Origin of the sequence: Rothia sp. HMSC076D04 (genome assembly GCF_001814645.1) — a bacterium.
Classification (GTDB): domain Bacteria; phylum Actinomycetota; class Actinomycetes; order Actinomycetales; family Micrococcaceae; genus Rothia; species Rothia mucilaginosa.
This window is the reverse complement of sequence record NZ_KV817363.1, coordinates 42,765-64,745: the sequence shown is the minus strand read 5'-3', so window position 1 is coordinate 64,745 and position 21,981 is coordinate 42,765. Positions and strand designations below refer to the sequence as shown.

Sequence of the window (21,981 nt, the reverse complement as noted above, 5' to 3'; positions counted from 1 at the left end):
CCATCGTCTTACGGATACCTTCAATAGACTTCTCACGATAGCCCTCTTCAGGGGCGTTAGGCTTCGGCACGTTCTGAGCAGGGCCCTTGCCGTCCGCAGGGCGGTACTCGCCATCAGGCGCCTTCGAGCCGCCCGAGTAGCCTCGGACAGTAGAGGGGGTTGCTGAAGCTGATGCAGATTCAGATGCCGCAGCAGAAGTAGATGCCGATTCGCTTGGTGCGGCAGTTGCGGTGGCTGCCGCCTCGTTATTTGCCTGCTGGCCACATGCCGCAAGCAGGGCCCCCAGGCCCACAAGTGCGCCGCCGCCCAGCAAGGTACGGCGGTTGAAAATGGTCGAATCCATAGAAGATACGCTCCTATCGTCGGTGATGGTGTGTTGTTTAGTTACTAGTCGGACCGTTTTTCGCAGGTCAAACTGACCACCGGAAGGAAAACAGCCCCGTAGCTCGCCCAACAATCGCATCAATGCGCTATTGAGTACTACAGTTACCACCCTACCGCATGTTTGCCGTCGTTTGCATTCTTTTGAGGATGATGACGGTGGTTGGTCATTATTCGAGCTTCTCAATGCTTTATGCATCAAATATCTCTGCACCCGCGGTGGCGCCGTCTCTGCAGAATTTGTGCCATGGTTTAGTGTCTTCTGCCATGGTTTTTAACTACGACCAAAGACACTAACCTATGGCACAATTTTTCGGCACGGCACGGTAAAACAAAAACGGCCCCGGACGCACACATGCATCCGGGGCCGCCTGCTGCGGTTATTTACGACCTACGAGGCAATCTTCGCGATCTGGAACATGGACGCCGGCATCGGCCGGTCCAACGACCAGCGAATATGCATCGGCTTGGAACCCTCGTGAGAAATGTATTTCACGGTGCCCAGGCACATGTAAGGTTCGGGACCGAGCGCATTCTCCCTGTGCTGGCGGGCGAAGAGCACGATGCGTCGACCTCGCTCCTCGTGGTGTTGGAAGAGCTGACCCGTCGGACTTTCGGGGGTTGTCGCGCTCTGCGAATCCCACGCGAACTCGTCAGTGCTGATGGCGTAGTCCTTGTACATGGTGGCCGGGGAGAAGTGCTTCTCAGACTTTTCCAACGTCACCAGTAGTGCGGTGGTGTTCGTCGGGTCGAAAGGTACAACACCGTTGACCACGCCGCCGGGTACCTTGAAGTTCTCCTCCTGGCCGCCCAGTCCGGCGAATAGTTCCTCGCGGGAGTAGAGGGCGTGAGTGCGCAGGGGAATATCTTCGCCCTCAAAGAGCGGCAGGGTGGAGGTGGTATCCGTACCGGCGCTGAGAAGTTTTGGGCACTAGAGAGGCCTCGCGTCTTATGAAGATGCGAAAAAGATGTTTGATTTACAAGAAGAGCATGTGAGAAGATTTTGTATGTTCGTACTCAATGCAAAGGAGCTAGGTATGTCTGGCAAATCTGCTTCTCATGGAAAGGCATTTGAAAATGCCTTCATGCAGGTCATGATGAATAAAATAATTGCGGCTGGTGGTCACGCTGAACTCGTAGAGAATAATGCAACTCATACAGCAAAAAAGTTCTACGATGAGCATGATCCCTCTATTCAAGAAGATTATAAAAACAGGGCACAATTCGGTGTAGATTTGATTTTGAGTCGTGAGGCGCACATTCTTGAATATGGTGCGAAAAATCATTTGTATCTTCAAAGTGACGATAAAGCTCGAGATTCTGCAGATGTGCGGGATCTTATTATTGAATCTTCTGGGAAATCTGGAGAGAAAGTCGTGGGGGTATCGCTAAAAATAAACAATGACGCTGCGCGACATCCACGGCTTTCACCAAGGATCGATTTTGGAGATAAATGGTATGGAGTCCCGGTTTCTGCTGAGTACAAAAAGGAAACTGGTCCTATTTTTGATTTATTGAAAAAGAACAAGGGTATTAAATGGGATGAATCTTCAATTGATAAAGAAAATTCTATCTATATTCCCTTACTAAAGGCTTTTCGAAGTGAGATTATGCGTGCATATAATAGGCATGGTGAGGAAATTGTATCTAAGTTACTAAAGTATATTGTTGGCGCCCAGGATTTCTATAAATTTATTTCAATGAAGAATAAATATATTATGGAGCGGTATGTGCTAGATGGTGAAATGCCTGACAGTGTTAAAATGCCAACTAAATTAATTGATTTCAATCTCAAAAAAGATAAATCGGGGATAGTGAATACCCTTATTATGGTTTTTGATAATGATTGGATATTGAGTTTTAGAATCCATAATGCATCTTCAAAGGTTGAAGTAAGCATGAAGTTTGATGTGCGCATTATTGGAAAGCCAGTAGGAATCACTATTGAAGGAAAGCAATAAGCTGAGACTGGCCTTTTCCTAATAAGTGCGCTATACTAGCCTCAGGCCATACAAATGTTTGGCCTGAGGCTAGAGATTTAGGGAGTTCGAGATTATGCCAAGAAGCATGTCGCCTCAGTTTCGTTCATCTTTGACGTATGCACCTCATGAAGTGCAAGAGGTCCTTGAGATGAAGATCAAAGAGGAAGAAGCGGAAGTCGAGAAGCACTCCACACCTGTAACGCGTAAGCTTGAGGAGGATATGCTTGCCAGAATTTCAGGACGCGCAAATACAGTGAAAGTTGCTTCATTGTTCAGCGGCGCTGGGGGTTTGGACCTTGGTGTTAAATTGGCAGCCGTTGCTTGCAAGTATGGTTCCGATCAAGCGTACGAACTACTTAAGGATAAGAAAAAGTTCGAAGAAGCTGCAGATAATATTGATTTTATTTATTCAAATGACCTATTTATCGCCGCTAATGAAAGTTATGTCGAGAACTTTGGGAAATCTGTAGTTAAGGACTCTCGTGACATTCGTAAAGTAGTTCATTTTCCTGAAAGTGACTTGATGCTCGGCGGCTTCCCTTGCCCTGGGTTCAGCGTTGCGGGCCCGAGGCTCCTGGATGACCCGCGAAATTTCTTATACATCCACTATATCCGAGCCTTGATCCATTCAAAGCCTGCATTCTTTATTGCTGAGAATGTTAAGGGATTGATGACCATGGCAAATGGACAGGTCCTTAAACAGATTACTGAGGATTTTTCGGCAGCAGGATATCAGGTTGTAGCTCATCTTGTGAACGCTCGAGACTACGGTGTTCCCCAAATTAGAGAGCGAGTATTTATCATCGGTACTCGAAATGATATTGTGGAAAAATATGGCTATAAATACGAACTCCCTGAGCCTACGCATGGTCCAGGTAGGAATTTCCCTTATGTGACTCTACGCGAAGCTATCGGTGACTTGCCCGTAGATGCTGAAGATGTCTTTGATAGTAGCTACAGCTCTATGTATATGTCTCGAAATCGAAAGAAGAATTGGGAAGAGCAATCATTTACGATTCAGGCTTCTGGTCGTCAGGCCCCCCAGTATCCCGGTGGTGAACCAATGAAAAAACTGGGTAAAGATGAGTGGAAATTCCAAGGTGACATAAACCGTCGTATGTCTGTTCGAGAATGTGCTCGGGTTCAAACATTTCCTGATTGGTATTATTTTTCTAAGGGTAATAAGAATACAGCAATAAATAACCAGCTAAATGAACAGTATAAGCAGATTGGTAATGCAGTTCCTGTTTTTCTAGCAGAAAAGATATCACGACCGATCCTGCAATTTATGTACGACAATGAGTTGTACAGCTAAATAAACTGTATGAAGGAGGTGCAGTAGCCCGAAAGCTACCGCACCTCCTTTTGCACGCCCGGCAGCCTAAGCCAGAGCAGGGCTAAACCAGCGCCTCATCAAGCCAGCTCAGACCCGAGCGGTGCTCATCCAGAAGCTCCAGAGCTCGGTTAGGCAACTCAACCTTCAGGCGGGCACCCGCCAACGACTGATACTGCGTATTTCCCAAACCGGGGTGCAGAAGAAGAGTCCGCGAAGAACTCACACCCACCAGCTCGCTGTCGAAAAGCCTATGCAGATCCTTGCGTAGAAGCAGACCCTCATCCACGCGATGCTCACCCTCGCGTGCATAGCTGTACAGGTGCGCCGCATCCAGTGCCGCCGTATGGCAAGCACCCGTAAACGCACACATGTTTCCGAAGCGGTTCAACAGCTGCTGGCGGAACTGCGGCTGACCTTTGCGAGCCCTGACCGTGCGCATCGTAAAACCGCCACGAGGATTCACGGGTGCCCCGTGAGCATCCCCCAGAGGAAGCAGGTGAATGCCCGAAGTATTCAGGCTTTCAAGCCAGTCAAGGACTTTAGCCGTATCGAGGGCAACAATGCTGTTCTGCCGGTTATATTTGCCCGGTGCACAAAGCCCTTCAAAAGAATCTTTGTTCAACGCACCGATGAGTTCAGTCCAGGTATCGCCGTAGTAGGCGACGAACCGCTGAACCCTCTTTATTTCTTGGGGTGGATTCTTGTGTAGCCGTTGAAGGGGTTTCAGACCATCGGGACGCAGGCAGCGTCCGTCGCATCGCCACATTCCGTCAGACCTGAGTATCATACGGCTGTTACCGCATCGGGGGCAGACAGTCAGGATTTTATTCTCATCCGTGACCTCAATCTTGCGGACAACTGCGCTCCCAAGAAGAATCGAATTATCTCGAATCAGCACGAAGTCACCCTCTCGGATGTCTTGTCCGTTAGGCACCCTCGAGTCGTAAACGTAACGAAATTCCAGGGCGTCATCGTAGATTTTGCCGCTGGCGGCGCTGCGGTTCTCTTCGTCGGGAACGGAGCGCAGGAGCCATGCCTGGGGGAGCCGCATGTCAGTTGAAGCATGCTTGCTGGGGAGGCTGAGGGTCGTCACTACGGACGGGAGAACGAGATCCGGCAGTGAGGGTGTTGAGTTGTTGTCCATAGCAGCAGCCTAGCAGCCCGGGCGGTTTGCCGCTGCTTGGGTGGTCACCGGCTCACGGGGTAGGGGTGGTGGAATCCTGTAATTACAAAAATTCCGGCGACTCCTGCATACACCCCTCCTTGAAAAGCCACATGTGTTTCGAGAAGCCACTTAACATGTTGCTTTTCGAAACACATGTGGCTTCTCGGCGATTAAACTCGGCGCAGCAATCACCCCGCCCCGCACGCAGAACACACCAGCCCAAACGCTATTGATTCGCATCACAGGCCGGCGTTCTTAGGTATCCTTGGGGTAACACCCAGACAGAAGCCCGCCCTCCACCTCGAAAGGGGCCGCATGAAAACCTTCTGAACTAACCTACCCCTCACCATCCGCGCGGCAGTCATCTTCTGCTACGCCTACGCCGCGGTGCGCATCCTCAATCTCTTCGCTGAGGCAGGCACCGCACCGCTGACCCCACGCACGCTCCTCGACGGTGCCCTCACCGTCGCGGTCGTCGTCGGTGCTCTCGTCCTGTACCTGGGTAACGCCCTGAGTGCCGCTCTGCGCGCCCGACGAGAAGGCTACGAGCCCCGCCCGCCCTCGGCCCGGTTCTGACCGCCGTGGGCATGGCTGTTCTTGACGTGATTAACTATGTGCGCCTCCGCCGCACCCGCAAGGTCTAACCGGGGAATGGCACTACAAGAAACCCTGTAATTACAAAAAATCTCCCGCACCGGGTGGAGCACACCTTCACGGCATGCCCCGCCCAGTGCGGGAGATTTCTATATCAACGGAATGCCGCAGCCTTCACGCTACAGCGCCGCGTGCACCTTACAGGCTCTGTGCCTGAATTGCGGTGATCGCAACGGTGTTGATGATGTCCTCAACGGTGGTACCGCGCGACAGGTCGTTCACGGGCTTACGCAGACCCTGCAGAACCGGGCCCACAGCGGCAGCACCCGAAGACTGCTGAACAGCCTTGTAGGTGTTGTTACCGGTGTTCAGGTCGGGGAAGACGAACACGGTAGCCTGACCAGCGACCTCGCTGCCGGGCAGCTTGGTCGACGCAATGGACATGTTCGAAGCAGCGTCGTACTGGATCGGGCCCTCAACCGCGAAGTCGGGGTTCGAGGCGCGCACGAGCTCGGTTGCCTCACGCACAACGTCCACGTCTGCGCCAGCGCCGGAGGTGCCGGTCGAGTAGGACAGCATAGCAACCTTGGGGGTGACGCCGAACTGGCGTGCAGTCTCTGCGGATGCCTTCGCGATGTCGGCGAGCTGCTCTGCGTTGGGGTTCGGGTTCACTGCGCAGTCGCCGTAGACCAGAACGCGGTCTTCCATCAGCATGAGGAAGACGGAGGAGACGATCTTGGTGCCGGGGCGGGTCTTGATGAACTCGAGCGAGGGGCGGATGGTGTTCGCGGTGGTGTTCACTGCACCGGAAACCATGCCGTCGGCGATGCCCTTGTAGACGAGCATGGTGCCGAAGTACGAGGGGTCGGTCATGCGCTCGCGAGCAGCCTCAATGGTGACGCCCTTGTGTGCACGCAGCTCAGCGTAGGTTGCTGCGAAGTCCTCGGTGTACTCGTTGTTTTCGATGTCGATGATACGAATGGTGCTGGGCAGTTCGATACCTTCGGCCCGGCAGATCTCTGCGATCTTGGCGGGGTTGCCGAGCAGGATCAGGTCGCAGAAGTCGCGGCGTGCAATGATTTCGGATGCACGCAGGATACGCACGTCGTAACCCTCGGGCAGGACCACGGAGCGGCGGTTTGCGCGTGCGGTCTCGATGAGGTTGTGCAGGAAGCGCAGCGGGGTCATGGATGCGGGGCGCTCAATTTCGAGGCGTGCCAGCAGTTCGTCCTTGTTGACGTGCTCGTCCCAACCGCCCATTGCCGCTGCGAGCTTGCGCTGGTGGCCGCTTTCGAGGGTGCCGCGGACGCGGGAGACTGCGCGTGCAGACTTGAAGGTGTCCTTGGTGGTGGACAGCACGGGGAACGGCGCGTTGTCGATGAGGGAGCCGACTGCGGTGTTCTTGCCGGGCAGTGCGTCCAGGCCGCCGGTGAGCAGCACGCCGGAGGGTGCGGGGAAGGTCGGTGCCAGTGCGGATGCGAGGGTTGCTGCGACGATGTCTGCACGGTCGCCGGGGACGATGACGAAGTCGCCGTCGACGAACTGGTTGAGGAAGTTGGAGACGTTCATTGCTGCGACCTTGATGCCGTGGATGTCGCGGCTGAGGTCTTCTGCCTTGATGCCTTCGGTGTCGAGCTTGAGGGCTTCGGCAACTTCACCGACGGTGGGTGCGTTCAGTTCGGGGATTTCGGGCAGCACGTAGACGGGCAGGTTTGCGTCGCCGCGCTTGACGGAGTTCTCGATTTCGTCGCGCAGTTCGGGTTCTGCACGGCCGACGATGATTGCGAGCAGGTCTGCCTTGGAGGCGAGCAGTTCGGTGCGTGCCACGTCGACTGCGGTGACTGCTTCTTCGACGGTTGCTTCCTGTGCGCCGACGATGGCGACGACGGGCAGGCCCAGGTCGCGTGCAATCTGGACGTTCAGGTCGAATTCGACTGAGAGCGCGTTGGCGGGCAGGTAGACGCCGTCAACGATTACGACGTCGCTGTTTGCAGCGACCTTTTCGTAGGCGGAGACCGCGCGTGCGGAGATTTCTTCGGTGTCGCCTTCTGCGATGAGTGCGAGTGCGTCGGTCATGGAGACTGCGCCGCCGACCTGCTCTTCGGTCAGGCCGAAGTGCTCACGGATGAGGCGTGCCATGGGGTCGTCGGCGATGGTTGCGCCGTCGAAGACGGGGCGGAAGAAGCCGACGCGGTCTGCGCGCTTGATGAGGGAGTCTGCTAGGCCCAGGGCTACGAGGGACTTGCCCGAGTTCTGGGACATAGCGGAGAGGTAAAGACCAGTGGTCATTGTTTTACTGTCCTTCTATGCGATGTTCGGCGCTGGGTCCCGCGGTTGCGCAGGGGTGTATATGCTCCTGTGCGCGGGTGCGTCGAGCTTATATGTCATCTTCTATCTTAAGGCGTTGTGGGGGTGGTGCCTAACAGGGTGTGCGGTGCGCTGCGTCATGTGGGCGGGCTGTTTCCCTGTTGTGGTGTGTCGTTTAGGGGTTGAGGATGCGCGTGTATCGTACGCTGCGTCCGGGTCCCCAGATGCCGCGTGCTTGGAAGTACACGCCTTCGTTACGGTAGCCGAGGCGCTCGTAGAAGGAGAGCGCTCGTTCGTTTTCAGCCATGACCCACAGGTAGGAGTTTTCGTCCGGGTAGATGACGGAGTCGTAGAGCGCCTGACCGAGCCCGGTGCCGTGCGTGTGGTCGAGGGTGTACAGATGCGTGAGTTTGCGGGTGCCTGCGGGCAGTTCGGGGAGGGTATCGGCGCGTTCGAGTTCCCAGGAGGAGGGCTCACACAGGGAGAGCGCCAGGCCGACCGGCTTATCCCAGTTGATGCGTGCGCCGATGGAGCAGGAGAGCCCGCTTTCGGGGGTCCAGCCGGGCACCTCATAGGCGAAGAAGCCGCGCACGGTGGGGGAGGAGAGGTGGCGGTGGAAGTCTTCGAGGTATTCGTTGCGTTCGGCGCGGTGGCGGGCGGTGAAGCTTTCCCCGAGCGTGTCAAAGTAGAGCGGGTCGTAGGTTTGCTCCATGCAGTCTAGCTGCAGGTTGACGTATTTTTCGGCGTCGGTCGGTTCAATTGGTGCGAGCGCGTAGCGGCCCTGACATACAAATCCCATGGGTTCTAGTCTACTCAGCCAGCCGCTGTGGAGGCGGTTCCTTGCGGGTGCGTACGCTAGGGGCGTGAGGGCTGTCGGCTAGTCTAGTGGGTATGGCGAAAAAGAGCAGGGCACCCAAGAAGTCCCAAAAGGCGCAGAAAGCCCAGAAGCAGCAGAAGAACCGTATCGACGATACCGAGAGCACCCCCGTGCAGGGTGCCGCCGCTGGCGTGTACCCGATTTCTACGGGTGAGGCGGAGCTGGTCCCTGACGGCTATCACGCTGACGGCTGGCTGCTGCTCATTAATGGTGTGCAGTCTTCCCACGTGATTGTGGGTGAGCCCCGCCAGCTGGATTTTGAGTACATGCGCTGGATCGCGGCGGTCGTCTCCTCCCACGTGGAGGAGCACCTGGACGCCGCGAAGCTGCGCATCACCCACCTGGGCGGCGGCGCGTGCTCCATGGCGCGCTATTTCGCTGACCTGTACCCGACCAGCCGCAACACCGTTGTTGAGCTGGATGCCAAGCTCGCCGAGTATGTGCGCGCCTGGTTCGACATCCCCAAGGCGCCGCGCGTGAAGATTCGCGTGGGTGAGGCGGGTGCCGTCACCGCAACCTTCGCGCCCGCATCCCGCGACGTGCTGATCCGTGACGTATTCGCCGGGGACACCACGCCCGAGGCGCTTACCACCGTCGAGTTCACCCGCACCGTCGCCGAGTCGCTGGCACCCGGTGGCCTGTACATCCTGAACTGCGGTGACGGGCCTGCGCTGACCGGTGCCCGCGCGGAGGCGTCCGCCCTGCTTGAGGTGTTCGAGTACGTGTGCATTGTGGCGGATTCGGCAATGTTGAAGGGCCGCCGCCGCGGCAACGTCATTATTGCCGGCTCTCACGCGCCCCTGCCGGAGGCTGGTTCCGTGCAGGCTGCTGCTATTGCCCGTGAGCTCATGGGTGGAGGCGTGCCCGCCCAGTACTGGGACACCGCGCGGGTGCGCCAGTTCGTGAGGTAGCGGTTTCAGCTGCTGTATAGGTTTTCGGGGGCGGCTCAGGTTTTCGGTAATGACTTAAGTTTTTCGACCATAGGTTAGTGACTTTGGTGGGGGCTTTTAACTACCGCCAAAGTCACTAACCTATCGCCAAATTCGGCGGCCCCTCCACAGCAGACGCTACTATAGTGGCATGCGATACACCTACCTTGGCCCCTCCGGCACCTTCACCGAATCCGCCCTGCTGAGCGTCCCCGGCGCATCCGACGCCGAACGGATCCCCGCCACCAGCGTGCCCGACGCGCTCGCACGCCTGAACGCGGGCGAGGCGGACGCCGCCATGGTGCCCATCGAAAACTCCGTGGAGGGCGGTGTGAGCGCCACCCTGGACGCTATCGCAGCCAGCGAGGGTGTACGCATTATCCGTGAGGTGCTCGTACCGATCCGCTTCGTGCTGGTCGCCGCGAAGCCCATCAGCATTGAAGACGTCAAGACCATCTCCACCCACTCGCACGCCTGGGCGCAGGTGCGCGGCTGGGCGCAGGAGAACGTACCCGCCGCCGCCTACCTGCCCGGCTCCTCCACCGCCGCGGCGGCTGTCGGCCTGCTCGAAGAGGGGTGCACCTACGATGCGGCAATCTGCTCCCCGGCGCTGCTGAACTACCACCCGGAACTGCACGTACTGCAGGACAACATCGGCGACAACAAGAACGCCGTAACCCGCTTCGTGCTGCTCTCCCGCACCGCCGACATCCCCGAACCGACCGGCTCCGACAAGACCACCCTGACCGTGCCGCTGCCCGCTAACCGCGCCGGCGCCCTGCTCGAACTGCTCGAACAGTTCTCCGTGCGCGGCGTGAACCTCTCCCGCATCGAATCGCGCCCCACCGGCGAAGGCATGGGCTCCTACTCGTTCAGCATCGACGCCGACGGCCACATCTACGAGGCACGCATGCGCGACGCCCTGCGCGGCCTGCACCGCGTTTCCCCGACGTTGAAATTCCTCGGCTCCTCCCCGCGCGCCGACCACGAAAACCCCGAAGTCGACGCCATCCACTCCGACGGCTCCTTCGACGCCGCACACGAATGGGTCGAGTCGCTCTTCCCGAACGGCCGCCCCGCACAGCTGCAGCGCCACTAACGGCACCACCGGCGGCACCACAGGCCGGCCGCCGCTAGACACCCCCGCACCTACCCGCGCTCCACCAGCGCAAACCCCGCCCACAACCCACCGCAAGATTAGGTAGGATAAAACAGTGATTGATATTAACCTCCTCCGCGAAAACCCCGACGTCTTCCGCGCCTCCCAGCGAGCACGCGGCAAGGACGAAACCCACGTCGACCGCATCCTCGAAGCCGACGCCGCACGCCGCGCACTCATCGGCGAATACGAGACCCTGCGCGCCGAGCAGAACGCCTTTGGCAAGAAGGTTGCCAAGGCACCCAAGGAAGAAAAGCCCGCACTCGTTGCACAGGCCAAGGAACTGGCCGCCCGCGTCAACGATGCGAAGGCAGCCTCCGAGGCGAAGACCGCCGAATACGAGGAACTGATCAGCAGCATCGAGAACCTCATCATCGATGGCGTACCCACCGGTGGCGAAGACGACTACGTGGTCGTCAAGAAGGTCGGCACCCCCCGCGACTTCTCCGCTGACGGCTTCGAGCCGCGCGACCACCTCGAAATCGGCGAACTCGTCGACGGCATCGACATGGCACGCGGCGCGAAGGTCTCCGGCGCACGCTTCTACTTCCTCAAGGGCCAGGTTGCCCGCCTGGAGCAGGCACTCATGTGGATGGCGCTCGACCTCGCAACCGAGCACGGCTTCACCATGATGACCACCCCCACCCTGGTACGCCCCGAAATCATGAACGGCACCGGCTTCAACGTCAAGCACGACGACGAAATCTACCGCCTGGAACGCGACGACCTGTACCTGGTCGGCACCTCCGAGGTGGCGCTCGCCGGCTACCACACCGACGAAATTCTCGACTTCGAGAAGGGTGCGAAGAAGTACCTGGGCTGGTCCTCCTGCTACCGCCGCGAGGCTGGCTCCGCAGGTAAGGACACCCGCGGCATCATTCGCGTGCACCAGTTCAACAAGGCTGAAATGTTCGTCTACTGCCCCGTCGAGCAGGCAGAAGAGATGCACGAGAAGCTGCTGTCCCTCGAAGAGGAAATGCTGCAGCGCTGCGGCCTCGCATACCGCGTGATTGACACCGCCGCAGGTGACCTGGGCACCTCCGCAGCCCGCAAGTTCGACTGCGAGGCGTGGGTTCCCACCCAGGGAACCTACCGCGAGCTGACCTCCACCTCGAACTGCACCACCTACCAGGCGCGCCGCCTGAACATTCGCGAGCGCACCCCGGACACCGTGGACGAGGCAGGCAACGTGCGTAAGGGCCGCACCCGCTCCGTAGCGACCCTGAACGGCACCCTGGCGACGACTCGCTGGGTGGTTGCCATCCTGGAGACTCACCAGCAGGCTGACGGTTCTGTTCGTATCCCCGAGGCACTGCGCCCCTACATGGGTGGTGCCGAGGTCATCCCGGCTGTCGCTGAGTAAGGGAAACCCCGCCCGCTGAGTAATCTCACAACCAGCTGAAAAACCCGCTCACCGCGTAAACGGTGGGCGGGTTTTTGCGTGGGCGGGTAGTCTAGGAGTTATGCCTCTTTACCGTAAACTCCTTGGTGTTTCTGCGGCGGCGGCTCTGACCGCCTCCGTCACTCGTGCCCGCCGTGAAGCGCGCCGACGCGCTATCGAACTGGGCGCGCCCTTCGGCGTTCTGCCGACCCTACCCACCGGTGAGGCGCAGCGTGTGGGCGTGGTGTACAACCCGAGTAAGCCCGGCGCTGCGGCGGCTATTGAGATTCTGGAACGTACCCTCGCGGCGAACGGCCACCCGCAGCCGCTGGTGCGCACCACCCGTGTGGACGAGCCCGGTTCTGAGGCTGCCCGCGAGCTGATCGCTGAGGGCGTTGACCTGCTGATTGCTGCCGGTGGTGACGGTACGGTGCGTGCTGTGGCGGCGGCGCTGGCGCATCATGAGGGGCGCAAGCCGCGCCTGGGTATTCTGCCGATGGGTACCGGTAACCTGCTGGCGCGTAACCTGTATATTCCGGTGAGTGACGTGGCGGCGTGCGTGAATATTGCGCTGAACGGTGCAGGTCAGAGTGTTGATGCGATTGAGATGACGACGACGAGCACCCCCGGCGAAGAAACCGAACACACGTTCTTTGTGATGAGTGGTGCCGGCTTTGATGCGCTCGTCATGAATGATACGAACGAGGATATTAAGGCGAAGTTCGGTTGGGTTGCGTACGTGCAGTCCGGTATGAAGCATATGCTGGGTAGGTCGCATCCGGTGCGTATTAGCGTGGACGGTGCGCCGTTCCGTACTTTGCCGATGCGTTCGGTGCTGATCGCGAATTGTGGCCGCCTGCAGGGTGGTATTCGTCTGGCGGATATGACGGATGTGCACGACGGTAATCTTGAGGTGATTGTGGCGTCGCCGCGTGACCTGGTGGAGTGGGGGTTGCTGATGGCTAAGGTTACGCGCCGCACGATTTTGGGTTCGCCGCGCGTTGAGCTGCCGGTGATTCGCCACTTGGTGGGGTCTGAGGTGGTGTTGGAGTTCCCGGATGGTGCGCAGCCGGTTGAGGTGGATGGTGACCCGGCACCGTCGGCGTACCGCATTAGTGCGCGCGTGCTGCCTGCCGCCGTGGAGGTGGCGGTCCACCCGGACGTGCTCTAGCGGGTAGCGCCTAGAGCTGTCTTAAACGTATAAACGCGGTGGGGCGGGATAGAATCAAATCTGTCCCGCCCCCACCGCGCATAGTATGGTGCGATACCTAGTATCTGTACTAGCTCTTCTTAAAACCCCATGCTGCGTATTGATCTAGGCCGATGGGAACGTAGTGAGCAGGTTCTTCAGTTGCGATTGAAGCTTTCATTTCTGATTCTTCAGAATCAAGGCGCCAATCGCCCTCTTCCCAAACCATACGGATAGGAACCCAACCAACGTTGCGTGAGCCTCCAGGCTTCTGCGCAATAATGTAAACTCTCACAATTGCGCGGTCTGCAGTGTATTCCTGGATGCTGTAGCCGTAGACAGCTACGCCACCCTCAACATGTTCGTCTTCCTTATCCGGTGCCCACGGGTCACCCTGACTTACAAGGCGGTTAGAAAGCATGGTCTTACGTTCTGCTGAGGATACTTCGTGGCTTCCAAGAAGGACCAAGGTGTTCATTGCTGCGAAGGCTGCACCTGCGGGGGTATGCGCAAAACACTGACCAAGACGACCCTGACGTTCATGCGGGCCCAAGGAGATAGAAGCAGGGTAGTGGATACCCGTCTTAGTCTCTAACCAGCGATAATCGACCGGAACGTCCGCTGAAAGTTCTTTTCCTTGCGGGATTTTTACGTTACAGATAGCGCGCCCTTGGACGGTTACGTTTATCGTGGGAACAGCGGACACTTCGGAGGTGAAGGATGCCGTGCTAGAAGCTGACGGGGTCGTGACGGTTGCAGGGGGTTCGGCTGCTGAGGAGGTAGAACCTGCGGCAGTAGTAGATTCTTTTCCTCGCGGAATGAGCACGATGACCAGTACGACGAGGAGGGCGACGACGGCTGCTGCCAGTCCGAAAGCCCAGCGGGGGATAGTTACTCCGCCCTTGTTCTCCATAACAATCTCCAAAATACGTAGACCCCACAATTTCGGGGCGCGACAAACCCACCCCCAGCAGGAGGGCAGAGATTGAATGAGTGATGAGAAACTATGCGGTGCCGCAGGCAAAGCGTCTGAGCCAGAACACAACATCGAGGACTGCAAGACGCAAAAACACGGCGGCACGTATTTATCGGTGTCAAAAGATACCCTATCATGCCTACAGATATCCTGCAGGCGCTCGCACTGAGCTACCATGATATGAGCTGGACTGCACGAAAAACACCGAATTTCTACCGATAATCCGATGTCGAACCACGCACCCACTATGCGTCAACGCCCGACGCAGACACCAACCGCAGGCGGCCGCAACGCTACACTGCCCCGCCTAGACACATCACACCGATACATAGAACCGTTCATCAGAGAAAGCCCCTCTCCATGACCCGCAAAATCACCGCAGCCGCTGCTGTACTTGCCCTGCTCGCCACCGGCTGCTCCGCTAGCACCGATAGCTCCGCACCGGGCGGAACCCTCATCACCGGCGGAACCTCTACCGCCACCAGCACCCCCACCCCCACCTCTACTACTCCCGCACCCGCAACCACCACCGCAGGTCGCACCCCCACCGTCACCGAGGTGACCGCCTCCCCGAGTGCAGAGGCAAGCACCACCGCGGCATCCACCACTGCGGCAGCGACCCCGACCGTGAGCCTTGACCCCTCACCCCTGGTGGGAACCGGTGGTGGACCCCAGCAACCCTCCAGCGTTCCCACCCTCAATAGCATCACTGACGAAGACCGTGGTCGTGCTCTTGAAGCCGCGAAAGCAATTGTCGCCGCATACACCAGCGGCAAGCCGTACAAGGAATGGTCTGAAGAGCTCTACCCCATGATTGACCCCAAACTGCAAAACCACTACGGGCCTAACTCTCGTATTGATGTTTTCAAGGGAACCGTCACTAGTGCTGAACTGGTTGATGATCCGACCCTGAAAGTTCCTGGCGGTGACAACCCCTACTGGCTCACGGTTTGCGTGAAGGTCGAAGGAAGCATCAGCCCCGCCTACTATGTGCGTTTGCACCGTACCGCGGAGCGGCCCGACAAGTGGAAGGCGTCTCATATCCTTGAGCCGCAGGGCTTCAACAGCTTTGTGAAGGAACAAATGAAGGAACAGAACAAATAAGCGGTGGGTGCGGCTTCCCACTAGGATGCGCCCCTGCAGGGGTCTGAGTCGGGAGCCTGCCGGCACCCTAACTACCTATTTGTGACCTGGATTATGAAAGAAATCGCGGATTTTTTCACTATTTCCTGAAAATTGGGAGGATAATGAAAAAAACCGCGATTTTTTACACCATCAAGGAGGGCACACGTGAGCACCAGCAGCACAAGGTACCGCACCCTCAAAAGCATCTTCCACGAACGCGGCAAAGCCGCCGCACAAACCGAACTACAAGCACGCCGCAACGGCCACTCCACCTACCTCCTCAACGAATTCACGGTAGGGAAGCACCCCCTGTTCTACCTGGCAGACCGCACCGCGCTCGCATCCTTCGAACGCATCATGCGCCGTGAACGGCGTATCGAACAGCTGAGCTCCCAACTGCCCAGCATCGCCATGCAAAGCTACCTACTCGACCTGACAGTACGCAGCATCGTGGCGTCCGACCGCATTGAGGGCGTGCACACCACACGCCAGCTCATCTCTGAGGCGCTCACCTCCGGCGACAGCGAAGACCCCCGCGCCAAGCGCGCCGTCGAATTTGTGACCCTCCTCAAAGACCTGGGGGCTGGCAATCCACCCGCCACAGTTGAGCAGGTGCGCAGCCTCTACGACACGCTCCTCGAAGGGCACCTCGCCGAAGAAGACCGCCCGGACGGGGCGCTATTCCGCACTAAGCCCGTGGTTATTCACGACAACACCCGCGAAATTCACCGCGCCCCCGACAGCGAAGCAACCATCACCGCCAACGTGCAGGCGGCGCTTGACCACGCCCTCGACCCGAACGTGCCGGCGCTATTCTCCGCAATCGCCGCGCATTTCATGGTGGAATACACACACCCTTTCTACGACGGCAACGGCCGCCTGGGCAGGTACCTGCTGGTGTCCCACCTGGGGCAGACGCTCACTCGGCTGACGACCCTCACCCTGCCGAGCACGCTCAACATTCAGAAGAGCCGCTACTACAAGGCGTTTAGCGCGGCGGAAGAACCCCTCAACTACGGTGAGGTAACCGGTTTTCTGCACGTTTTTCTGGGGCTGATTGAGCAGGCTCAGGAGCACCTGGTAGACGAACTGGACTCACGCGACCGTGCGTGGCGTGCCCTTGGCAGGCGTATCGCTGAGCTGGAGGGCAGCCGCACCTGGACGGGTGGCACCCCCGGGCTGACTTCGAAGAAGCTTGATGATGTTCTGCGGCTGCTGTACCTGCTGGGGCAGGTGCAGATTTTCCGTGCGCCGGTTGCGCCTACCTCGACCGAGTTGCAGGAGGCGCTGGGTGTTACGGCGCCGACTCTGCGCAATAGGCTCAAACTGCTGCAGGGGCTTGGCTTTGTTGAGGGTGTGAAGGCTGGCCGCACGATGCGCTGGTCCCTCACCGAGGAGGGAACCGCCCTGCTGGGCTTGCCCGCCGTTGATGACGACGAAGAATAGCCCGCAAACGTAGAAACAGGGGAGGGGCCGCACCGGAACATGTCCCCTCCCCTGAGCTGTAGTTAAACAGAAAAGGCACCCGTTGAGGGTGCCTTATGTGTCAGGAGCGCTAAGTTCGGCCGGAGTCCTCCAGCTTACCCCTTAGAGCCTTCATCCCTGGGCCCGTAGGCGGTAATCCGTCGTTTTATCCTGACAACCCCCACTATACGGAGGTTATACCTATCCCCGCAACTGTTTCAGTCACGCACGGTCGGGGTCAGGTTCGGCGCACAAATAAGGCACCCTGAACGGGTGCCTTATGCGCAAGGTCCGAGCTTCGACCAGAATCCACCAGTACACCCCGCTACGGCTCACCCAGTATACTTCCCTGCCACGAAGTAGCAGTTGCCTCAGAGTTCTTGGTTTACCTTGCTGGTTCCAACTATACCTAAGCTCTGAAAACACGACCAGTGATTAGGTCATTCCTAAAACCCGCCAGCCTTTCAGCCGGTCACTGCGACCGAAAAGAAAAGTACCCACCTAACCCGCGCCTCCTGTCCCCGACAATGCCCTGATACCGCCCGCGACAAAACCCCCGTTAAAAACACAGCCGGGGCCGTCTCGCACGCAGGCTCGAAAAGTGCGAGAATGGAGCAGAAAAGAAAACTACGAAAGAAGATACTTTCATGCTTATTCTCGTTGTGAACGCCGGTTCTTCCTCCCTGAAGTACCAGGTGCGTGACACCTCCCTGCCCGAGGCAGAGCAGATGCTGACCTCCGGCCTCGTCGAAAACATCGGCACCGACGTCCCCAACCACGAAGTCGCATTCGACATCATGTCTGAGAAGCTCGAGCCCGTCCTGCACGGCCGCGAGCTGCAGGCAGTCGGCCACCGCGTGGTGCAGGGTGCAGAGAAGTTCACCCACCCCACCCTGCTCACCGAGGAAGTTGTCCAGCAGATCGACGACCTCTCCCCGCTGGCACCGCTGCACAACCCCGCACACGTTCAGGGCATGCGCGCAGCAATGCACAAGTGGCCCTCCCTGCCGCAGGTTGCTATCTTCGACACCGCGTTCCACTCCACCATGCCCGAAGAAGCATGGCGCTACGCAATCCCCTACGACCTGGCTGACAAGTACAGCATCCGCCGCTACGGCTTCCACGGCACCAGCCACGAGTACGTCTCCCACGTTGCAGCTGACATGCTCGGCATTGCACGCGACGAGTTCAACGGCATCGTTGCTCACCTCGGTAACGGTGCGTCCGTGACCGCTGTGAAGGGCGGCAAGTCCGTCGACACCTCCATGGGCTACACCCCGCTGGCTGGTCTGATCATGGGTACCCGCTCCGGCGACATCGACCCCTCGGCACTGACCACCATCCTGTCCCGTGAGGGCATCGACGGTGAACGCCTGGACACCATCCTGAACAAGGAGTCCGGCCTGCTCGCACTGGCTGGCTCCAACGACATGCGTAAGGTCGTTGAGGCTGCACAGTCCGGCGACGAGCGTGCACAGCTCGCACTGGACATGACCTCCTACCGCCTGATGAAGTACATTGGCGGCTACAACCTGGTTGTTGGCGGCGCGCAGGCACTGATCTTCACCGCTGGTATCGGTGAGAACTCCGGCGACTTCCGCAAGCTGGTCCTGGACCGCCTCGGCGCACTGGGCATCAAGTACAACGAGGAAGAGAACGCTAAGCGTTCCCCCGAGCCGCGCGTGATTTCCACCGAGGATTCCGCTATCAAGGTGCTGGTCATCCCCACCAACGAGGAGAAGGCTATCGCTGAGGCTACCGAGGAACTCGTCAAGAGCCTCTAAGCCCCACGCACCCCGCCGTATAGGCGGCTCAGCGTAAAGTAATCCGCCGTAGCGTCCCGTCATATGGGTGCTGCGGCGGATTTCTTATGCCCGCAAGGCGGTGCGCCCCCTGCACTGTGTGTCCCGGAGTCTCTGCACTGTGCGCCCCGGCGCTGTGTATTCCGGCGCTGTGGCGTGCTGTAGCGTCGCGAATGGGCATTCTATGAGAAAAAGCGCATTCACATTCACTAGTAAGTGCCCAAAAACGATAGAGTGGAATCAGATAACACTCGATACGAAGCGGACGAGACATGACTCAACCCCCTGAAAACCACCAGCAGCCCGGCGGGCAGTTCAACGCCCAGCCCGGCCAGCAGGCATTCCACACCCCCGGTGAGCCCCTCCCGCAGGACCTCTCCGCCGGCTGGCTCCCTGAAGACGAGCGCCAGAAGCCGGTCAGCCCCCTGCCCCAGCCGAAGCTCTTCGCCTACCAGTCGATGCTGCCGCCGAAGGTGCTGCACGCGCTGCGTCACCCCTCCGAAATTCCGTGGCTGGTCGCCGCCTACGCGGTCACCGCGGTCGGCTACATTGTGCTGTTCATGGCGCTTGCCGACCTGTTCAGCTCGATGATGCGTTACGTCTTCAGCTCAACCGGTGAAGGTTCGGTTCGAGTACCTTCTTCCGGTAGCACCTCCGCGAGCCTGGAAGACCTGATTTTCCAGACGGTTGGTCTGCTCATCCTGGGTCCGATTGCCGTCTTCATCGTTCGTGCGGTTTACTACGCACAGCAGCGTGTTCACGGTGTGCGCATCACCCCGACCCAGTTCCCCGAGGCGTACCAGATGCTCGCCGAAGCAGCTGAGGCTGCGGGCCTGCGCCGTGTGCCGGATGCGTACGTCATCCTCGGTAACGGCACCATGAACGCTTTCGCGGCAGGTCACGGTTTCCGCCGCTACATCTGCCTGTACTCCGACCTGTTCGAAATCGGTGGTAAGTCCCGTGACCCGCAGGCGCTGCGCTTCATTATTGGCCACGAGGTTGGCCACATCGCCGCAGGTCACGTCGGCTATTTCCGTCTGATTTTCACTACGCTGTTCAACCAGATTCCGGTGCTGTCGAGTGCGCTGTCCCGCTCGCAGGAGTACACCGCCGACAACTTCGGCTACCGCTTCTGCCCCGAGGGCGCTGAGGGTGCTGTCAAGGTGCTTGCGGCGGGTAAGTACCTGAACAAGCAGGTCAACTTCGATGAGCTTGCCGACCGTGCGGTGACCGACCGCGGCCTTGCCGTCTGGTACGTGAACCTGCTGGCAAGCCACCCCATTCTCACCTGGCGTGCGCACGCGCTGCGTGACCGCACCCAGCCCGGCCGCCTGTTCTGGCGTCCGACGGAGAACCCGGTCAAGGAGACCGCACCGCGCGTTCCGGTTCTGATTCCGGCGTCTGAGCCGGTACACATGTGGCCTGACCCGATTCAGTCCACCGAGTTCATGCGTGAGCACCAGGACGCGTGGGCTGACCACACCCTGGAGACCGTGGACGTGTACCCCAAGCCCGAGAACGCCCCCGAGTTCGACGCGAACTCGACCCTGTTTGCTGGCTGGCTCACCGAGCAGGCTCGTGCCTTCCACGGCCAGCGTTGGGATGCGTACGCAGCCGCCGGTGGCATGCCGGCACCGGGTGCTCCCGGTGGCCCGCAGGCGCCCGCACCGGGTCAGCCGTCTTACGGTCAGCAGCCCGGCTTCGGTCAGCCTGCCGCTGGCCAGAACGGTGCAGGCCAGAATGGTGCAGGCCAGCCCGCACCTGAGCAGCCCTCTGCCGGTCAGCCTAATGGCCAGCCCGAGCAGTATGGTTACGGCCAGTACGGCAACAACTCCTCTGAGGGCGGCTCGTACGGTTACGGCTTCGACGGCGACAAGAAGTAGCCGCTGAGCCTCCTCTGACCGCCTCATCTGAGCCGCACAGCTCAATAACCTTTCACGAACCCGTCGGGGTGCTAAGGCACTCCGGCGGGTTCGGCTGTTAACCGCCTCCTGCGCACTCCTGAGCATCCCGTGTGACCCCCAGGTGAGAAGATGCGCCCGCCCCAGCATCCGCCGCGGGGTGCGGTCATAGAATGGAAACCATGCTTTCATCACTTCGCTCCATCAAACTCGACCCGCTACTGACCATGCTCATTACCGCGGTCATCCTCGCCATTATCGTGCCTGCGCGCGGCGACTTCGCCGAATGGTTCAGTACCGGAACGAAGTTCGCGGTCGCCCTGCTGTTCTACCTGTACGGCGCCCGCCTCTCCACCGCGGAGGCTATTCGCGGCCTGACCCACTGGCGTCTGCACCTGATGATTTTGAGCTGCACGTTCGTGCTGTTCCCCCTGGTCGGTTTGGCGCTCTCCCCGCTGCGTTTTGTGCTCGGTGATGGGCTGTACATGGGCATTCTGTTCTTGACCTTTGTGCCCTCGACCGTGCAGGCTTCTATCGCGTTTACCTCGATTGCGGGCGGTAACGTGGCGGCGGCGATTGTGAGTGCTTCGCTCTCTTCGATTGTGGGCGTGGTGGCGACCCCGCTGCTCGCCATGCTGCTGATGAACACGGGGCATATTGAGTTCTCTGGAACGGTCTTCCTGGACATCGCCATTCAGCTGTTCCTGCCGTTCGTGCTCGGTCAGTTGACGCGCCGCTGGGTGGGGGAGTTCGCCAAGAAGCCGACGACCAAGTGGCTGGATAAGTTCTCGGTCATGATGATTGTGTATTCGGCGTTTTCCGCCTCGGTGGTGCAGGGTGTGTGGACGCGTGTGGCGTGGTGGCAGATCGTGCTGCTGGTCGTGCTCATGGCGATTATTGTGGTGTTCATGCTGTGGCTGACTGACCAGCTGGCTAAGCGTCTGGGTTTCAACCGTGCCGACCGTATTACGATTCAGTTCTGCGGTTCGAAGAAGTCGCTGGCGGCTGGTCTGCCGATGGCGATCATTATTTTTGGTGCGGGCTCGCTGGGTCTGATGATGCTGCCGATCATGATTTTCCATCAGGTTCAGTTGATGATTTGTACCTGGCTTGCGGGCCGCTATGCGCGCCTGGATGTGGTGGGTGCCGCCTCCGCGAAGGAAGTTCAGTAGGGGCTTGAACCCTATCTGCTGGGGTGCTCGCCAGGGTGCCTAGTGGGCTCTCTGGCGGGTGCTCTGCGGTTCTCTGGTGGGCCTCGCCGGGTGCTATTGGGGACCTTTGAGCCTGTGAGATAAGCCTCTGATGAGGAGTTTTAATGGGTTCTTTGAGTCTGGATGACCTGCCTGCGAAGTGATATAGCGCGCATTCATCGAAAAACTCTCTGACTAGTGCATTTGTGTGCAAAATATGGTA

At 58.8% G+C, this 21,981-nt stretch carries 17 protein-coding genes and 1 pseudogene; 12 read left to right on the top strand and 6 right to left on the bottom strand.

Translation table 11 applies throughout. The features are described from left to right. Positions 1-343, bottom strand: a 343-nt coding sequence (locus tag HMPREF2980_RS01115; protein ID WP_246823623.1) for a DUF6318 family protein, incomplete at its 3' end; no start/stop codon positions are given. Between the two features lie 429 nt (positions 344-772). Then, a pseudogene (locus HMPREF2980_RS01110) lies at positions 773-1,297 on the bottom strand (DUF3427 domain-containing protein); the annotation flags it as partial. A 121-nt stretch (positions 1,298-1,418) separates the two neighbouring features. Between HMPREF2980_RS01110 and HMPREF2980_RS01105 the strand changes: the two are divergent. Both HMPREF2980_RS01105 and HMPREF2980_RS01100 read left to right on the top strand, forming a co-directional pair. Continuing rightward, the gene (locus HMPREF2980_RS01105) at positions 1,419-2,342 is read left to right on the top strand and encodes a HaeIII family restriction endonuclease (RefSeq protein ID WP_070689830.1); all 924 of its coding nucleotides are present in this window, start codon (positions 1,419-1,421) and stop codon (positions 2,340-2,342) included. A 106-nt stretch (positions 2,343-2,448) separates the two neighbouring features. Next, complete coding sequence (locus HMPREF2980_RS01100; RefSeq protein ID WP_210399282.1) at positions 2,449-3,678, top strand: DNA cytosine methyltransferase; 1,230 nt, start codon at positions 2,449-2,451, stop codon at positions 3,676-3,678. Between the two features lie 82 nt (positions 3,679-3,760). Here the strand turns inward: HMPREF2980_RS01100 and HMPREF2980_RS01095 are convergent, their stop codons facing one another. Further along, positions 3,761-4,750: an HNH endonuclease gene (locus HMPREF2980_RS01095; protein WP_246823621.1), complete on the bottom strand. Its 990-nt coding sequence runs from the start codon at positions 4,748-4,750 to the stop codon at positions 3,761-3,763. 501 nt (positions 4,751-5,251) lie between these two features. Between HMPREF2980_RS01095 and HMPREF2980_RS01090 the strand changes: the two genes are divergently transcribed. Further along, positions 5,252-5,440 carry a hypothetical protein gene (locus tag HMPREF2980_RS01090; protein ID WP_070633618.1) on the top strand — a complete coding sequence of 63 codons (189 nt, stop codon included), beginning with the start codon at positions 5,252-5,254 and terminating at the stop codon, positions 5,438-5,440. A gap of 216 nt (positions 5,441-5,656) precedes the next feature. Here HMPREF2980_RS01090 and pta read toward each other — a convergent pair whose 3' ends face one another. Beyond that, positions 5,657-7,747 carry a phosphate acetyltransferase gene (pta, locus tag HMPREF2980_RS01085; protein ID WP_070689825.1) on the bottom strand — a complete coding sequence of 697 codons (2,091 nt, stop codon included), beginning with the start codon at positions 7,745-7,747 and terminating at the stop codon, positions 5,657-5,659. 193 nt (positions 7,748-7,940) lie between these two features. After that, positions 7,941-8,564 carry a GNAT family N-acetyltransferase gene (locus tag HMPREF2980_RS01080; protein ID WP_070689823.1) on the bottom strand — a complete coding sequence of 208 codons (624 nt, stop codon included), beginning with the start codon at positions 8,562-8,564 and terminating at the stop codon, positions 7,941-7,943. 92 nt (positions 8,565-8,656) lie between these two features. Between HMPREF2980_RS01080 and HMPREF2980_RS01075 the strand changes: the two genes are divergently transcribed. From HMPREF2980_RS01075 to HMPREF2980_RS01060, 4 genes are all read left to right on the top strand, one after another. After that, complete coding sequence (locus HMPREF2980_RS01075) at positions 8,657-9,553, top strand: spermidine synthase (protein ID WP_053090236.1); 897 nt, start codon at positions 8,657-8,659, stop codon at positions 9,551-9,553. Positions 9,554-9,722: 169 nt separating this feature from the next. Further along, a complete protein-coding gene (gene pheA, locus HMPREF2980_RS01070) occupies positions 9,723-10,670 on the top strand; it encodes a prephenate dehydratase (protein ID WP_070689821.1) in 948 nt (315 codons plus the stop codon). 115 nt (positions 10,671-10,785) lie between these two features. Further along, on the top strand, positions 10,786-12,093 hold the full coding sequence (gene serS / locus HMPREF2980_RS01065) for a serine--tRNA ligase (RefSeq protein ID WP_070689819.1): 1,308 nt from the start codon (positions 10,786-10,788) through the stop codon (positions 12,091-12,093). A gap of 100 nt (positions 12,094-12,193) precedes the next feature. After that, on the top strand, positions 12,194-13,282 hold the full coding sequence (locus HMPREF2980_RS01060; protein WP_070689818.1) for a diacylglycerol/lipid kinase family protein: 1,089 nt from the start codon (positions 12,194-12,196) through the stop codon (positions 13,280-13,282). Between the two features lie 109 nt (positions 13,283-13,391). Here HMPREF2980_RS01060 and HMPREF2980_RS09575 read toward each other — a convergent pair whose 3' ends face one another. After that, positions 13,392-14,213, bottom strand: coding sequence for a DUF8175 domain-containg protein (locus HMPREF2980_RS09575; protein WP_246823620.1), 822 nt, complete (start codon positions 14,211-14,213; stop codon positions 13,392-13,394). A gap of 423 nt (positions 14,214-14,636) precedes the next feature. Between HMPREF2980_RS09575 and HMPREF2980_RS01050 the strand changes: the two genes are divergently transcribed. The 5 genes from HMPREF2980_RS01050 to HMPREF2980_RS01030 all read left to right on the top strand — a co-directional run bounded on the left by HMPREF2980_RS01050 (position 14,637) and on the right by HMPREF2980_RS01030 (position 21,740). Continuing rightward, entirely contained in the window at positions 14,637-15,380 is a 744-nt protein-coding gene (locus tag HMPREF2980_RS01050; protein WP_070507363.1) for a carbonic anhydrase, read from the top strand. Positions 15,381-15,566: 186 nt separating this feature from the next. After that, positions 15,567-16,847, top strand: coding sequence for a Fic family protein (locus tag HMPREF2980_RS01045; protein WP_070689813.1), 1,281 nt, complete (start codon positions 15,567-15,569; stop codon positions 16,845-16,847). 665 nt (positions 16,848-17,512) lie between these two features. After that, positions 17,513-18,649 (top strand): acetate/propionate family kinase, encoded by a 1,137-nt coding sequence (locus HMPREF2980_RS01040; protein WP_005504300.1) that lies wholly within the window; start codon positions 17,513-17,515, stop codon positions 18,647-18,649. Between the two features lie 290 nt (positions 18,650-18,939). Beyond that, on the top strand, positions 18,940-20,550 hold the full coding sequence (locus tag HMPREF2980_RS01035; RefSeq protein ID WP_070689811.1) for a M48 family metallopeptidase: 1,611 nt from the start codon (positions 18,940-18,942) through the stop codon (positions 20,548-20,550). Positions 20,551-20,741: 191 nt separating this feature from the next. Continuing rightward, positions 20,742-21,740: a bile acid:sodium symporter family protein gene (locus HMPREF2980_RS01030; RefSeq protein ID WP_371260003.1), complete on the top strand. Its 999-nt coding sequence runs from the start codon at positions 20,742-20,744 to the stop codon at positions 21,738-21,740. Positions 21,741-21,981: the final 241 nt, after the last annotated feature.